This window comes from Paraciimarium castrense LEGE 11436 (assembly GCF_056633055.1).
Window position 1 is genome coordinate 36,059 of record NZ_JBSJOW010000003.1, and the last position, 14,835, is coordinate 50,893.

Annotated in this window: 12 protein-coding genes; 11 read left to right on the plus strand and 1 reads right to left on the minus strand. The window is 70.3% G+C overall.

Features of this window, described 5'->3' with window-relative positions:
* Positions 1-6 precede the first annotated feature (6 nt).
* From bufB to hypE, 11 genes are all read left to right on the plus strand, one after another.
* Positions 7-831, plus strand: coding sequence for an MNIO family bufferin maturase (gene bufB, locus ACWJIO_RS05885; RefSeq protein ID WP_480312066.1), 825 nt, complete (start codon positions 7-9; stop codon positions 829-831).
* Positions 828-1,670, plus strand: coding sequence for an HvfC/BufC family peptide modification chaperone (locus ACWJIO_RS05890; protein WP_480312067.1), 843 nt, complete (start codon positions 828-830; stop codon positions 1,668-1,670). Before bufB ends, ACWJIO_RS05890 begins: the two co-directional genes overlap by 4 nt.
* A 171-nt stretch (positions 1,671-1,841) precedes the next feature.
* The gene (locus tag ACWJIO_RS05895) at positions 1,842-3,545 is read left to right on the plus strand and encodes a protein adenylyltransferase SelO (RefSeq protein ID WP_480312069.1); all 1,704 of its coding nucleotides are present in this window, start codon (positions 1,842-1,844) and stop codon (positions 3,543-3,545) included.
* A gap of 45 nt (positions 3,546-3,590) precedes the next feature.
* Complete coding sequence (hypA, locus tag ACWJIO_RS05900; protein ID WP_193916070.1) at positions 3,591-3,947, plus strand: hydrogenase maturation nickel metallochaperone HypA; 357 nt, start codon at positions 3,591-3,593, stop codon at positions 3,945-3,947.
* 25 nt (positions 3,948-3,972) lie between these two features.
* Positions 3,973-4,698 carry a hydrogenase nickel incorporation protein HypB gene (hypB, locus tag ACWJIO_RS05905; RefSeq protein ID WP_480312071.1) on the plus strand — a complete coding sequence of 242 codons (726 nt, stop codon included), beginning with the start codon at positions 3,973-3,975 and terminating at the stop codon, positions 4,696-4,698.
* Between the two features lie 12 nt (positions 4,699-4,710).
* Positions 4,711-7,161, plus strand: a complete 2,451-nt coding sequence (gene hypF / locus ACWJIO_RS05910; RefSeq protein WP_480312073.1) for a carbamoyltransferase HypF — start codon at positions 4,711-4,713, stop codon at positions 7,159-7,161.
* A gap of 27 nt (positions 7,162-7,188) precedes the next feature.
* A complete protein-coding gene (locus ACWJIO_RS05915) occupies positions 7,189-7,407 on the plus strand; it encodes a HypC/HybG/HupF family hydrogenase formation chaperone (protein WP_186697191.1) in 219 nt (72 codons plus the stop codon).
* Complete coding sequence (gene nifJ, locus ACWJIO_RS05920; RefSeq protein ID WP_480312075.1) at positions 7,404-11,144, plus strand: pyruvate:ferredoxin (flavodoxin) oxidoreductase; 3,741 nt, start codon at positions 7,404-7,406, stop codon at positions 11,142-11,144. The genes ACWJIO_RS05915 and nifJ overlap by 4 nt, the downstream gene beginning before the upstream one ends.
* Positions 11,141-12,175: a dihydroorotate dehydrogenase-like protein gene (locus tag ACWJIO_RS05925; protein WP_480312077.1), complete on the plus strand. Its 1,035-nt coding sequence runs from the start codon at positions 11,141-11,143 to the stop codon at positions 12,173-12,175. The genes nifJ and ACWJIO_RS05925 overlap by 4 nt, the downstream gene beginning before the upstream one ends.
* A 68-nt stretch (positions 12,176-12,243) precedes the next feature.
* Positions 12,244-13,266: a hydrogenase formation protein HypD gene (gene hypD, locus ACWJIO_RS05930; RefSeq protein ID WP_480312406.1), complete on the plus strand. Its 1,023-nt coding sequence runs from the start codon at positions 12,244-12,246 to the stop codon at positions 13,264-13,266.
* Positions 13,254-14,291, plus strand: coding sequence for a hydrogenase expression/formation protein HypE (gene hypE, locus ACWJIO_RS05935; protein WP_480312078.1), 1,038 nt, complete (start codon positions 13,254-13,256; stop codon positions 14,289-14,291). The genes hypD and hypE overlap by 13 nt, the downstream gene beginning before the upstream one ends.
* Here the strand turns inward: hypE and ACWJIO_RS05940 are convergent.
* Positions 14,260-14,787, minus strand: a complete 528-nt coding sequence (locus ACWJIO_RS05940) for a hypothetical protein (protein ID WP_480312080.1) — start codon at positions 14,785-14,787, stop codon at positions 14,260-14,262. The genes hypE and ACWJIO_RS05940 overlap by 32 nt on opposite strands.
* Between the last annotated feature and the right edge of the window lie 48 nt (positions 14,788-14,835).

Genomic DNA, 14,835 nt, shown 5'->3' on the forward strand with positions numbered 1-14,835 from the left:
CTTGCCGTGGCTGATTCCAACATCCAGGGCGTAGGCGTGGGTCTGCGCCCGCCCCACTACGCCGACATCCTCAGCAGCTGGCCGGCACTTCCCTGGTTTGAAGCCCTCTCGGACAACTACCTCGGGGGAGGCCTGCCCCTGCATCACCTCAGCCTGATCCGCGAGCGCTATCCGATCACCTTGCACGGTGTGGGCCTCTCGCTCGGTTCGGTGGATCCGCTCAATCAGGCCTACCTCCATCGCCTGAAAGCGCTGGTGGATCGGGTGCAGCCCAGTGTTGTGTCGGATCATCTGGCCTGGGTGTCCCAGGGGGGCCGCTACTTCCATGACCTCGCCCCACTCCCCTACACCGAGGAAGCCCTGGTGCATGTGGCCGAACGCATCCAGCGCGTGCAGGACTTCCTGGGACGGCAGATCCTGATCGAGAACCTCTCCCCCTACGTGAGCTTTGCCGGAGCCGACTACCTCGAATGGGAGTTTCTCAGTGAGCTGGCCCGCCGGGCCGACTGTTTCCTGCTGTTGGATGTGAATAATGTGTTTGTGAATGGCTTCAATCACGGCTTCGATCCGCTCCACTATCTCGATGCCCTGCCGGTCGAGCGGGTGAAGGAAATCCATCTCGCCGGCTATGAAGAGGAGGGCAGCTTCCTCTTCGACACCCATGGCCGCGCCGTGCAGGATGGGGTGTGGGCGTTGTACCGGCAGGCCCTGCAGCGCTTCGCGCAGGTGCCGGCCCTGATCGAGTGGGACACTGACATCCCCTCTCTCGATGTGCTGATCGGCGAAGCGGCCAAGGCGGAGGCTCTGCGCTCGGATCAGGTGCTGCCATGAAGCTGGCAGCCCTCCAGCAGCTTTTCGCCGCAGCGGCCCTCGGCACGGCCAGCGAGCCCGAGCAGGCCCGCCTGGCAGCTCAGCTGCAGGGCAGCCGTGTGTTGCCGGCCCGGCAGGGCATCGAGGCCTACCGCACCAGCGTGAACGGCAAACTGCGGCGCAGTCTTGAGCAGATCTATCCCGTCTGCCAGCGGCTGGTGGGCGAGGCGTTCTTCCAGGCCATGGCGTCTGCCTTCCTGGAGCGGGGCGTCTCCCGCTCGCCAGACCTGGGCGACTACGGCGCCGGGTTGCCCGCGTTCCTGGCGGAGTTCCAGCCGGCCGACGCCCTTCCCTACCTGGCGGATGTGGCGCGGCTGGAATGGCTCTGGCATCGGGCCTTCAATGCCCCGGATCAACCCAGCCTCAATCTGCAGGCCCTGGCCCAGGTGCCTCCCGAGCACTGGGATCGGCTCGTGTTCCGCTTGCCCGCCGGGGCTGCCCTGATCGCCTCTGACTACCCCATCCACCACATCTGGGAGGTCAACACCAAGCCGGCGGCGCAGCACCAAGTGGTTGATCTCGATCAGGGAGGGATCCGGATCTTCGTGTGGCGCGACGGCCACACCACCCGCCTCGATCTTCCCGGCGAGCCGGAGTGGCAGCTGCTCCAGGCCTTCGCGTGGGGGATGCCCTTCGGCGAAGTCTGCCGCCAGGGCGTGGAGATCTCCGGCGTCTCGATCGCCTCCCTCCTGCCCCTCTGGGTGCAGCGCGGCTGGCTGCGTGATTTTGCGCTGCAGGATGCCGCTATTGGATCAGCACGTGGTGATCAAGACACTGCTGCGACAGAAGGGTGTTGCTGATGGCGCGCTGAGGGGAAGCGGATTTCAACAGGTCATCGAGACATGTTCAAGCGTCGCAACGCGCAGCAGCGATGCAGAACATCAGAATGCCCAACAGCGTTAGTTTTCAACCCATCAGCCGCAGGCGCTCTATAATGACTCCCTTGCCTTGAAAGAAGCCTGCTTCCAACAATGTTGTCTCCATCCCAGTTGTCTGCCAAGCCCTGCGCTACAGCCTTTGAGGACTTTGCGCGATTGGCCGATTATTCATTGCTGGATGGCTTGAATGCTGATCCTGATGCCACGGAAGATGGTGATGATCACCAGGTCAGGCAGGTCTTTTCGGGCCACTATGTCCCTGTTACGCCTACTCCCATTGCCGACCCTGTCTATGTGGCCCATAGCAGCACGTTGTTTGCTGAACTTGGCCTGAGCGACGAACTGGCCCTGAACCAGGGCTTTCGCCAGGTCTTTTCCGGTGACCTGTCTGCCACCCCTGAGCCCATGCGACGGGTTGGCTGGGCCACCGGGTATGCCCTGTCGATCTATGGCACCGAATACATCCAGCAATGTCCGTTTGGCACGGGCAATGGTTATGGCGATGGTCGGGCGATCTCTGTCTTTGAAGGTGTGTTCAAGGGCCAGCGTTGGGAGATGCAATTAAAGGGTGGCGGCCCCACGCCCTACTGCCGTGGTGGCGACGGGCGTGCCGTGCTGCGCTCCAGTGTGCGTGAGTTTCTGGCCCAGGAGCACATGCACGCTTTGGGCGTTCCCACATCGCGCTCGTTGACGCTGTATGTGTCGACATCCGAGACCGTTGTGCGGCCTTGGTATTCGCCGCAGTCCCGCTCCAGCAATCCTGATATTGCGGTGAGCAATCCTGTGGCTATTTCTACTCGCGTTGCACCATCTTTTCTGCGGGTTGGTCAACTGGAGCTGTTTGCTCGCCGTGCCCGCAGCAAGGCACACCCTGGTGCACTGAACGAGTTGCGCATGATCGTGTCCCATCTCATCGAGCGGGAGTATCGACAGGACATTGACCGAGGTCTTGCCTTTGTCGATCAGCTCGTTGAGCTGGCCAGGTGTTTTCGCGGCCGCCTCACCGCCCTGATCGCCAACTGGCTGAGGGTGGGGTACTGCCAGGGCAACTTCAACAGTGACAACTGCGCCGCTGGTGGCTTCACGCTTGACTACGGCCCCTTCGGATTCTGCGAGCTGTTTGATCCTGCCTTCCAGCCCTGGATCGGCGGCGGTGATCACTTTGCCTTCTTCAATCAACCGGTCGCCGCTGAAGCGAACTTCCATATGTTCTGGACCGCTGTGCGACCACTGCTCGCAGACCATCCTGAAGCCCTGGACCGTTTCGATCACGTGCGTCGTGACTTTGCCGCGGCGATGGAAACGGAACTGCAAGCCATGTGGGCTGCCAAGCTGGGCTTGAGCACATCCAACCCAGCCCTGGTCACAGCATTGCTGCAGTTGATGGCTGAAACAAAGGTGGATTACACCATCTTCTTCCGCGAGTTGTCCCATCTGCCAGGCCAGGCCTCAGCCCTGAACAGCAGCTTCTACGCCAACCCATCGCAGCAGCTCGATCAGCAATGGCAGGCTTGGCTGCAACGCTGGCGCGACCACGTCGGCAACGACCGTGATCCAGCTGAGCTGTCAGCACAGATGAAGCAGGTGAACCCAAAATACACCTGGCGTGAATGGCTGATTGTGCCCGCGTACGAACAGGCCATGCAGGGTGACTACGCCTTGGTGAGAGAGTTGCAGAACGTTCTTTCCCACCCCTACGAAGAGCAATCAGAGGAGGTGGAAGCTCGCTATTACCGCTTGAAGCCTGAGCAGTTTTTCAATGCAGGGGGTGTTTCCCACTACAGCTGTTCGTCGTGATGCTGCATGAGGGCGATGGTTGATCAACGCCCCGCCTGAACGCCCATGCATGAGCTCAGCATCATGGAAGCGGTGCGCGATCAGGCCCTGGAGCAGGCCGAGCGCCATGGCGGCGGTCTGATCACCGCCATCACCCTGCGCATCGGCAGCCTGGCCGGGGTGGAGATCGACGCCCTGGCGCTGGCCTTCGAGGTGGTGATGGCCGGCACCCCTGCCGCCGCGGCGCGGCTGCTGATCGAGCCGGTGGCGGCGGAATGTTTCTGCGCCGCTTGCCAGGCGCCGTTTCCTGCCCAGGATGGGGTGTGTGAGTGCCCCCGCTGCGGCGCCATCAGCCGCCAGCTCCTGCGGGGCCGTGAGCTGCAACTGGCCTCCCTGGAGCTGGCCGATCCGGAGCCCTGCTGACACCCCCACCGGGAGCCCTGCTGAGATGTGCACCACCTGCCACTGCGGCCAGAGCGAACCGGCCGTGATCAACGCCCCCTCCCCCAGCGCCCGCCGGCTGGAGCTTGGGGCGGCCCTGCTGTCGCGCAACGACGCCGTTGCTGCCAGCCTGCGCCGGCGCTTCACGGCCGCAGGCCTGCCCGTGCTCAACCTGCTCTCCTCGCCCGGCTCCGGCAAAACCGCCCTGCTGGAGCGGCTGGGGCGCGACTGGAGCGGCAGCGGCCGCCTGGGCGCGATCGTGGGCGACCTGGCCACCGACAACGACGCCCGCCGCCTGCGCGCCGCCGGCATCGAGGCGGTGCAGATCACCACCGGCCAGGCCTGCCACCTGGAGGCCGCCATGCTGGAGCCGGCCCTGGAGCGCTTTGATCTGGCCGCCCTGGAGCTGCTGGTGATCGAGAACGTGGGCAATCTGGTGTGTCCGGCCGCCTACGACCTCGGCGAGAGCCTGCGGCTGGTGCTGCTGTCGGTCACCGAAGGGGAGGACAAGCCGCTCAAATACCCGGCCATGTTCCACAGCGCCGATCTGGTGGTGATCAACAAGATCGACCTGGCCGCCGCTGTTGACTTCGACCGCGACCACGCCCGCCGCCACATCGCCAAGGTGGCGCCGGCGGCTCCCATCGTGGAGGTGTCGGCCCGCACCGGGGAGGGCATGGCCCAGCTGCGCGACGCCATCACCGCCGGGCTGGCCGCGCCGGCCCTGGCCTGAGGCCGCAGCTCCGTGACCGATCCGGCCCGGTTGCTGCTGCACTGCCGCGGCACCGTGCAGGGGGTGGGCTTCCGGCCGTTTGTGCACCGCCTGGCCAGCGCCCTGGAGCTCAGCGGTGAGGTGGAGAACGTGGACGGGGCGGTGCGGGTGGACCTGCACGGCGAACGCCCGGCCCTGGAGCGCTTTCTGGGCCGCCTCAGCAGCGAGCTGCCCGTTCCCGCGCGCCTGGAGCCGGTGGAGCCCAGCTGGCTGCCGCCCCTCTCCCAGCCACCGGCGGGCCTGCGCATCGCCGCGGCTGCCCCCCGGCCCCTGGGCACCGGCCTGATCGCCCCGGCCCTGGTGGCCGATCGGGCCCCCTGCAAGGCCTGCCTCGCCGAGCTGGCCGACCCCGCCAACCGCCGCTACCGCTACCCCTTCATCAGCTGCTGCGCCTGCGGGCCGCGCTACTCGATCGCCACCGCCACCCCCTTCGCCCGGGCCCACACCACCCTGGCGGCCTTCCCGCTCTGCCCCGCCTGCCGGCGGGAGTTCAGCGATCCCGCCGATCGCCGCTTCCACGCCGAGACGATCGGCTGCCCGGCCTGCGGCCCGCAGCTCAGCCTGGTTCAGGCGGCCTCGGTAGACCGCGAGCCGATCCAGGCTGCGGCGGCCCTGCTGCTGGCCGGCGGCATCCTGGCGCTGCAGGGGGTGGGCGGCTTTCAGCTGCTGGTGGATGCGTCCCAGCCCGAGGCCATCGCCCGGTTGCGGCGGCTCAAGCGGCGGCCCCACAAGCCCCTGGCCCTGCTGGTGCACGATCCCGCCGCCCTGGAGAACTGCGTGCAGATCTCGCCCCTGGAGCGCGACCTGCTGCACGCCCCGGCCGCCCCGATCGTGCTGCTGAGGCGGGCCGATCCCCTGGCCACGGAGGCCTGGCCGGGGGTGGCCCCAGGCAGTGCCCAGCTGGGGGTGATGCTGAGCGCCTCGCCCCTGCACCAGCTGCTGGCCCGGGCCGTGGGCCGCCCCCTGGTGGCCACCAGCGGCAATCTCAGCGGTGATCTGCTCTGCACCGATCCCCAGGAGGCCCGCCAGCGGCTGGCCGGCATCGCCGATGCCCTGCTGCACCACAACCGCCCCATCGCCCGCCCCCTCGACGATTCCCTGGTGCAGGTGGTGGAGGGCCGGCCGCGGCTGCTGCGCCGGGCCCGGGGCCATGCCCCCGCCGCCCTGCTGCTGCCGCTGGCCCCGCCCGCCGACTGCCGCGCGCTGGCCCTGGGGGGCGACCTCAAGAACGCCGCCGCCGAGGCCAGCGGCGGGCACATCTGGCTGGCGCCCCACCTGGGGGATCTGGCCGGTCCGCGCCAGCACAGGGTGCTGGAGGTGTGGCTGCAGGAACCACGGGCGGGGCCGCAGCCGCCCCAGTTGATCGCCTGTGATGCCCATCCGGGCTACGTCAGCCAGCGGCTGGCCAACGACGCCATCACCAGCTGGAACCGGCAGGCAGCCGGTTCAGCGCCGGTGAGGTTAGTGCCGGTGCAGCACCACCGGGCCCATGGCCTGGCGGTGGCGGCGGAACACGGCTTGCCGCTGCCCTTGCTGGTGTGGGCCTGGGATGGCCTGGGCTACGCCCCCGGCAACCTCAACGGCAGCGGCAACAGCAGCAGCAGCCACCAGCTCTGGGGCGGCGAATTGCTGCGGCTCAACAGCCTGGGGTCCACGCGACCTGCAGCCGAGCGGCTGGCGGCCCTGCGGCCCTTTCCCCTGCCCGGCGGTGAGCGGGCCATGCGGGAGCCCCGTCGGGTGGCGCTGGGCCTGCTGGCCGCTCTGGAGGATGGGCGCTGGCTCGACCATCCGGCCGCGCAGTGCTGCCGCGAGGCCTTTGCCGAGGCGGAGCTGCCCCTGCTGCTGGCGGCGCTGCGGGCCGGCTGCCAGGCACCCCAGACCTCATCGGTGGGGCGGCTCTTTGACGGCGTGGCGTCGCTGCTGGGGGCGTGTCAGCGGCAGAGCCATGAAGGCCAGTCCGGCCTGCTGCTGGAGGGACTCGCCCGCCGCGCCCAGGCCCAGCGGCGGGCCGAAGGCCAGCGGGAGGCCGAGGGCCAGCGGAAGGCCAACTCCAGGCGGGTCGGCGGTTCACCGCTATTGCCGCTGTTGCCGGCCCCGGACCTGCCCCTGGGCTGGCTGGACTGGCAGCCCTTGCTGCGCCACCTGCTGGAGCAGCGCGGCCAGGGGGTGGACGCAGCCAGGCTGTCGCTGGCAGTGCACCAGGCCCTGGCTGATGCGATGGCGGCTGCTGCGGCTGCGGCCGCGCCGCCAGGGGCGCCCCTGGCGCTGGCCGGGGGCTGCTTCCAGAACGCTCTGCTGCTGGAGCTCTGCGCCGCGGCCGCCCGCTCCGCGGGCCTGCGGCCCTTCTGGAGTGAGCAGGTGCCCTGCAACGACGGCGGCCTCGCCCTGGGCCAGCTGTGGGCAGTTTGTGAGTGGCCTTCCTAGAACGGAAGTAGCCCTCGCGGCACGGCCATGTGCCTGGCCACAGCAGGATTGATCCTGGCGATCAGCGACGCCGCCGATCCCCTCTGGCGCCGGGCCGATGTGGATTTCGGCGGCGTGCGCCAGCAGGTGAGCCTGGCCTGTCTGCCCCAGGCGCTGGTGGGCGATCGGGTGCTGGTGCACGTGGGCGTGGCCCTGGCGCTGGTGGATGACGACACCGAATCCCCCCTGGCGGAGCTGGAGCCATGACCGTTGCCGCAAGACCAGATCCAGGCGCCTGCATCACGGTGGATGGCAACGAGGCCGTGGCCCGGGTGGCCTACCGCCTCAACGAGGTGATCGCCATCTACCCGATCACACCGGCCTCGCCGATGGGCGAATGGGCCGATGCCTGGGCCGCCGAGGGGCGCCCCAACCTCTGGGGAGCGGTGCCGGAGGTGGTGGAGCTGCAGAGCGAGGCGGGGGCGGCCGGCACGGTGCACGGCGCCCTCCAGGCCGGGGCGCTCACCACCACCTTCACGGCCTCCCAGGGGCTGCTGCTGATGCTGCCCAACCTCTACAAGCTGGCCGGCGAGCTCACGCCTGCGGTGCTGCATGTGGCGGCCCGCTCCCTGGCGGCCCAGGGGCTCTCGATCTTCGGCGACCACAGCGACGTGATGGCCACCCGGGGCAGCGGCTGCGGCATCCTCTGCTCGTCCTCGGTGCAGGAGGCCGCCGATGGCGCCGTGATCGCCGCCCGGGCCAGCCTGCTCAGCCGCCTGCCCTTCCTGCACGTCTTCGACGGCTTCCGCACCTCCCACGAGATTCAGAAGGTGCACGCCCTCGACGACGAGCTGCTGCGCCAGATGATCCCGGAGCAGGCGATCCGGGATCACCGCGCCAGGGCCCTGAGTCCGGCCCATCCGGTGCTGCGCGGCACCGCCCAGAACCCGGATGTCTACTTCCAGGCGCGGGAAGCGGTGAACCGGTTCTATGACGCCGCGCCGGGCCATCTGCTGGAGGCGATGCAGCGGTTCGCCGCCCTCACCGGCCGCCACTACCGCCCCTACGACTACGCCGGCCCCGCCGATGCCGAGCGGGTGCTGGTGCTGATGGGCTCGGGGGCCGAAACCGCCCTGGAGGCCAGCGAGGCCCTGCAGGCCCGCGGCGAGCGGGTGGGGGTGCTGAAGCTGCGTCTGTTCCGGCCCTTCGCGGCCCGCTGGCTGGTGGAGGCCCTGCCCGCCAGCACCCGGGCGATCGCGGTGCTGGATCGCTGCAAGGAGCCCGGCGCTCCGGGCGAACCGCTCTACCTCGACGTGCTCGCCGCCGTCAGTGAGGAGTGGCGCCAGGTGCATGGCCCCCAGCCGCAGCCGCTGCTGCTGGGGGGCCGCTACGGCCTCTCCTCCAAGGAGTTCACGCCGGCGATGGTGAAGGCCGTGTTCGATCACCTCCAGGCGGCACTCGCCGGCTCAGGCGATGGCGCCCGTCCCCTCAATCACTTCAGCGTGGGCATCCACGACGACGTGACCCGTCGCTCCCTGGCCCTCGATCAGGCCTTCGTCACCGAGCGTCCCCGGGCCGATAGCGGCCAGGTGCGGGCTGTGTTCTACGGCCTCGGCTCCGATGGCACCGTGGGCGCCAACAAGGCCGCCATCAAGATCATCGGCGAGGGCACCGATCTGCACGCCCAGGGCTACTTCGTCTACGACTCCAAGAAGGCCGGCTCGGTCACGGTGTCGCACCTGCGCTTCGGGCCGCAGCCGATCCGCTCCACCTACCTGATCCAGCGGCCCACCTTCGTGGCCTGCCACCAGTGGGACTTCCTGCGCCGTTTCGATCTGCTGGCGGGCATCGAGCCCGGCGCGGTGCTGTTGCTGAACAGCCCGTTCGAAAGCGCCGAAACCTGGATCCGGCTGCCCGAGCCCGTGCGGCAGCAGATCAGGCAAGCCGGCCTGCAGGTGCATCAGATCAACGCCGAGCGGGTGGCTCGCCAGGCCGGCATGGGGCCCCACATCAACACCGTGATGCAGGCCTGTTTCTTCGCCCTCAGCGGCGTGCTGCCCCGGCAGGAGGCGATCGCCCGCATCCGCGCCTCGATCCACCACAACTACGGCCGCAAGGGCGAGGCGGTGGTGGCGATGAACCTGGCGGCCCTCGATGCCAGCCTCGACCACCTGGAGCCCCTCGACTGGCGCCAGCTCGACGCCCTGGCTGCCGCAGGCAGCAGCGACCCCCAGGCTGCCCCGCCTGACCCGGCCACCCTGCCGGGCACCGGCGAGCGCCTGGCCGGCGCGCCGGCCTTCGTGCGGGAGGTGATCGGGCCGATGCTGGAGCGCCGTGGGGACGAGCTGCCGGTGAGCGCCCTGCCCTGCGATGGCACCTGGCCTGTGGGCACGGCCCAGTGGGAGAAGCGCAACATCGCCACGGCCGTGCCGGTGTGGGAGAGCGACCTCTGCGTGCAGTGCGGCAAGTGCGTGCTGGTGTGTCCCCACGGGGTGATCCGCGCCAAGCTGGCGGCGCCTGAGGCCTTTGCGGCGGCGCCTGAGGGCTTTCGCACCGCCCCCTGCCGGGACCGGACGTTCGCCGGCCAGACCTTCACCCTGCAGGTGGCCGTTGAAGACTGCACCGGCTGCTCCCTGTGCGTGGAGGTCTGCCCGGTGCGCGATCGCAGCCAGCCGAAGCGCAAGGCGATCAACATGGCCCCCCGGCGTGCCGAGCTGCCGGCCGCCCGCGGCCACTGGGACTTCTTCCTGCAGTTGCCCCATCCGCCCCGGCAGCTGCTGGATCCGCACCGCGTCGCCCACCAGCAATGGCTGGAGCCCCTGTTCGCCTTCTCGGGCGCCTGCGCCGGCTGCGGCGAAACCCCCTACCTCAAGCTGGCCAGCCAGCTGTTCGGCGATCGCATGCTGGTGGCCAATGCCACCGGTTGCAGTTCCATCTACGGCGGCAACCTGCCCACCACCCCCTGGAGCGCCAATGCCGAGGGGCGGGGCCCCGCCTGGAGCAACTCCCTGTTTGAAGACAACGCCGAGTTCGGCTACGGCATGCGCGTGGCCCTGGATCAGCAGCGCGCCATGGCCCTGGAGCTGCTGGCTCAGCTGGCGCCGTTGCTGCCACCCAGGCTGGTGGAGGCGACCCGGGCCCACGCCGGCGGCGCCCCAGCCGACCAGGCCGGCGAGGCCGCGATCCTGGAGCAGCGCCAGCGGGTGGCGGAGTTGAAGCGCTGCCTGCAGCGGTTGCTCGGCCTCGATGGCGGCCAGGAGCCGGGTGGGCTGAGCGGCTCCGATCGCCCGCTGGCCGAACGCCTGCTGGATCTGGCCGATGCCCTCACCAAGACCAGCGTGTGGCTGGTGGGCGGCGACGGCTGGGCCTACGACATCGGTTTCGGCGGGCTCGACCATGTGCTGGCCAGCGGCCGCGATCTGAACGTGCTGGTGCTCGACACCGAGGTGTACTCCAACACCGGCGGCCAGGCCTCCAAGGCCACGCCGCTCGGGGCCGTGGCCAAGTTCGCGGCCTCGGGCAAGGCCGCCGCCAAGAAGGATCTGGGCCTGATGGCGATGACCTACGGCCACGTCTACGTGGCCAGCGTGGCGATGGGCGCACGCGACGAGCACACGATCCGGGCCTTCCTGGAGGCCGAGAGCTATCCGGGCCCGTCCCTGATCCTGGCCTACTCCCACTGCATCGCCCACGGCATCCCCATGGCCCGCGGCATGGACCACCAGAAGCTGGCGGTGGACTCGGGCCGCTGGCTCCTCTACCGCCACGATCCCCGCCGCGCCGAGCGGGGCGAGAACCCGCTGCAGCTCGATAGCCCAGCGCCGCAGCGCTCCCTGCGGGAGGCGATGGCCGCCGAACAGCGCTTCGAGGTGCTCCGCTACAGCCGGCCCGAGCGGGCCCGCGAGCTCCTGAATCAGGCCGAGGCCGAGCGGGCCCGCCGCTGGGCCAGCTACTGCGCCCTGGCCCAACCCTGGAGTGGCCAGAGCAGCCCCAGCCGGCCATGACTGGGCCCGACCTCGCCACCACCTACCTCGGCCTGCCCCTGCGCACGCCCCTGGTGGTGGGTGCTGCTGGTCCGCTCAGCGAGAGCATCGAGGCGCTGCAGGAGCTGGAGCGCTGCGGCGCCGCGGCCATCGTGCTGCACTCGCTGTTCGAGGAGCAGATCGAGCAGGAGCAGCTGGCCCTGCACCGCTATGGCCAGCAGGGTGCCGAGAGCTACGGCGAGGCCCTCAGCTACCTGCCGGAGGCGGCGCTGGAGCACGGCGGAGCCGACGCCTACCTGCGCCTGATCGAGCAGGCCCGCCGCCGCCTGGCCATCCCGGTGATCGCCAGCCTCAATGGCCGCAGCCCTGGCCGTTGGGTGGAGACCGCTCGCCGCATCGAGGCGGCCGGCGCCGCGGCCCTGGAGCTGAACATCTACGCCGTTCCCACCGATCCGGATCTCTCCAGCGCCGCGATCGAAGCCCAGGTGGAGGAGATCGTGCGGGAGGTGCGCGCCGAGGTGACCCTGCCGCTGGCCGTGAAGCTCGGGCCGTTCTTCAGCAACTTCGGGGCGATGGCCCGGCGCATGGAGTGCTCGGGTGCCCAGGGCCTGGTGCTGTTCAACCGCTTCTACCAGCCCGACATCGACATCGAGTCGATGACCGTTCGTCCCAACCTGCTGCTCAGCACCCCCCACGACCTGCGCCTGCCGCTGCGCTGGATCGCCCTGCTGCACGGCCGCGTGGGCCTGGACCTGATCGGCAGCGGTGGCGTCCACCGCGGCACCGATGTGGTGCGTCTGCTGATGGCCGGTGCCGCCGCCACCCAGGTGGTGGCGGCCCTGCTGCGCCATGGCCCCGGACGCCTGCAGGGGCTGGAGGATGAACTCGCCACCTTGATGCGCGACCACGAGGTGGCGAGCGTGGCCGCCCTGATCGGCTGCATGAGCCAGGCCCACTGCCCCAATCCCGAGGAGTACGAGCGGGCCCAGTACATGCAGGCCATCCACAGCTACAGCCCGGCCGGCGCGGCCACGGCCCGGGGGCCCTGGTGAGCAGCACCGCGGCAGTCACCGCGCTGGCCGCCAGGCTGCGGGCCACGGTCACCCGTCCCTGGACGTTGATGGAGGTGTGCGGCGGCCAGACCCACGCCATCGTGCGCTGGGGCCTTGATCAGCTGCTGCCGGATGGGCTGCTGCTGATCCACGGGCCGGGCTGTCCGGTGTGCGTCACCCCCGCCGCCAGCATCAACCAGGCCCTGGCTCTGGCCCGTCGCCCGGAGGTGATCCTCTGCACCTATGGCGACATGCTGCGGGTGCCGGGCAGCGAGCCGGGCGACGACCTGCTGCGGGTGCGGGCCGCGGGGGGGGACGTGCGCCTGCTCACCTCGCCCCTGCAGGCGATCGCCCTGGCCCAGAGCCACCCCGCCCACCAGGTGGTGTTCCTGGCCGTGGGCTTCGAGACCACCGCTCCGGCCACGGCGCTGCTGGCTCAGCAGACGGCCCGGTTGGGCCTGGCCAACCTGTCGCTGTTGATGGCCCATGTGCGAGTGGTGCCGGCCATGGCGGCGATCCTGGCGGCGCCCGGCAACCAGGTGCAGGGCTTTCTGGCGGCCGGCCATGTGGGCACGGTGATGGGCCTGGAGGAACTCCACCCCCTGGTGGAGCGGCATCGGCTGCCCGTGGTGGTGAGCGGCTTCGAGCCCGAGGAGCTGCTGCGCGGCGTGCTGGGCTGTGTGGAGCTGCTGGAGGCCGGCAGGCCCGCGGTGCTGAACGCCTACCCGCAGGTGGTGCGCGAGCAGGGCAACCCCGGGGCCCGGGCCCTGCTGCAGCAGGTGTTCCAGGTGGTGGATCAGCCCTGGCGGGGGCTGGGCGTGATCGCGGCGGGGGGCCTGGCCCTGCGGCCCGAGCTGGCCTGGCTCGATGCCCGCGCACGCTTCGATCTGGCGGAGCAGGGCCGGGCCGAGGGGGCGGGAGCCCAGGAGTGCATTGCCGCCCAGGTGCTGCAGGGGCGGGCGCTGCCCAGCGACTGCGCCGCCTTCGGCAGCCGCTGCCGGCCCGAACACCCGCTGGGGGCGCCGATGGTGTCGAGTGAGGGGGCCTGCGCGGCCTACCACCGCTACCGGGCGGTTCCATGCAGGAGCTGATCCAGCTGGCCCATGGCGGCGGCGGCACCCTGATGCAGCAGCTGATCGACCGGGACCTGCGGCCCCTCTACGCCGATCCCGCCCAGGTGCTCCACGATGCCGCCAGCCTGGCGCTGCCCCATGGCCGGCTCGCCTTCAGCACCGACGGCTACGTGGTGCAGCCCCTGGAGTTCCCCGGAGGCGACATCGGCCGGCTGGCCGTGATCGGCACCGCCAATGACCTGGCCATGGCCGGAGCGCGACCCCTGCACCTGAGTGTGGCCCTGATCCTGGAGGAGGGCCTGCCGCTGGCGCTGCTGCGCCGGGTGGTGGCCTCCATGGCCGCGGCCGCCCGACTGTGTGGCCTCACCATCGTGACCGGTGACACCAAGGTGGTGGAGCGCGGCAAGGGCGATGGCCTGTTCATCACCACCAGCGGCATCGGCCTGCAGAGCCTGGGCGGAGCGCAGCCGGCAGCGCCCGATGGCCCGGCCCTTGTTCCCAGCGCGATCCAGCCCAGCGCGATCCGGCCCGGCGACCAGCTGCTGGTGAGCGGCGATCTGGGCCGCCATGGCGTGGCGATCCTCGCCGCCCGCCACGGACTGCAGCTGGATCCGCCCGTTCTGTCTGACTGCGCTCCCCTCTGGCCCCAGGTGGAGCGGATGCTGGCCGCCGGCCTGCGGCTCCACTGCCTGCGGGACCTCACCCGCGGCGGCCTGGCCAGTGCCCTGCAGGAGCTGGCCGAGGCGGCGGGGGTGGAGCTGGCGATCGAGGAGCCTCAGCTGCCGGTGATCGAGCCGGTGGCCCGCACCTGCGCCCTGCTGGGTTTTGAGCCACTGCATCTGGCCAACGAGGGCCGTTTCGTGGCGGTGGTGCCCCCGGAACACAGCGCCCGGGCCCTCGCCCTGCTGGAGCCCGATGGGGGCGCCTGGATCGGTGAGGTGCGGCCCGCCTCGGGCCGGCCGCGGGTGGTGCTGACCACGGCCCTGGGCACCGAACGGCTGCTGCTGCCCCTCAGCGGGGAGCTGCTGCCGAGGATCTGCTGAGCGGCGCCCGTTGCCACAGGGCCAGTCCACCGCCCCGGCCCCGGGCCACCAGCCAGGCCCCATCGCCCTGCTGCCCCGTGGCAATCAGGGCGAAGAACGGCAGTGCCCGCGGCTCGGGGCGCTGCAGCGCCTTCTGCAGCAGCAGCCGCTCCCCCCAGCGCAGTTGCAGGCGCTCGAACCAGAACAGCAGCAGCGGCCGCCGCCCCCGCAGTTCGCCGGCGCCGTCAAAGCGGAGCTGCAGCCGGCCCAGCTGCACGCTGTTGGTCACGGCCAGGGCGCCATCGCTGCCGGGATGGAGCTCCAGGGTGGCGGCCAGGGGGCGCAGCAGGGCCGCAGCCGCCAGTGGTCTGGCCTGCTGCCGGCTCCAGAGCTGGCTCAGCAGCCAGGCCCCCTCGAGTTCAGGGGCGGTGAGGCCGGAGCCCTGGCTGCGGCTGCGCCGCTCCAGCTCCAGGATCGCGGGGCCGTCGGGAATGCTCACACCCAGCGGGGGCACCATGCTTCACAACGCGCAATCAATCCATGGGTATCCCTGCTCAATCTGCTT